The sequence below is a fragment of the Blautia sp. AF34-10 genome (assembly GCF_003477865.1).
Taxonomy (GTDB): Bacteria; Bacillota; Clostridia; order Lachnospirales; family Lachnospiraceae; genus Fusicatenibacter; species Fusicatenibacter saccharivorans.
This window is the reverse complement of record NZ_QUED01000096.1, coordinates 1-699: the sequence shown is the minus strand read 5'-3', so window position 1 is coordinate 699 and position 699 is coordinate 1. Positions and strand designations below refer to the sequence as shown.

The following is a 699-nucleotide window of genomic DNA, read 5'->3' as shown; positions in this document are numbered from 1 at the left end:
TTATTCTGTTTTTCTTCCTCCAACTCCCGGAGGACTTCTTCGCCGTACTTATCAATCATCCGTACCAGAAAATCAATGCACCGCTCAAATTCAATATTCTGTTGCATAAGCTCCTCCCGTCATTGTTTTGATCTGAGCTTATTTTACAGAACCTGCCGGAAAACCACATTGAATAGAAATTGATTGTAAATTGACACAATCAATTTAAAAATATCCGCATTTTCTTGAATCGAACATATGTTCGTGTTATGATAGATATACTTAATCTTAACTACGAAAGGGGAATTTCTATTGAATCGATGCGATTTTTCTTCTATTAGCACTTGCTTAAAAAATCATATCAGCGAAAGTAATCAAATGAGTCAGCCTGATTTTTTATACGAATTATTTGAAGATTTTATGGATGATCCGGCAAATCAGGATTTTTCAATGGACAACGGTCTGGTTTGCCGCTGGATGACCGGTCAGGCTAAAATCAGTCCTAAAATATCCGCTTACTATTCCAAACCCAGTAATCAGAAAAAGCTGGCAGAAACCATTCACCAAAATCTGCTTCCATTGATGTCTGACTGCAATATGGCTATGCAGGATATATACACATTATTTATACAAGATGACACCATCTCCGATGCCAAAAAGAAAAATCTGGCTTCTCTGTACAAACCAGCCAGCTCACGTCTGCTTTTTCTTGCAAAGCTG

Annotated in this window: 1 pseudogene; it reads left to right on the top strand. The window is 37.5% G+C overall.

What is annotated here, in order from left to right:
- Positions 1-357 precede the first annotated feature (357 nt).
- Positions 358-699: pseudogene (locus tag DWZ60_RS17040) on the top strand (Archaeal ATPase); the annotation flags it as partial.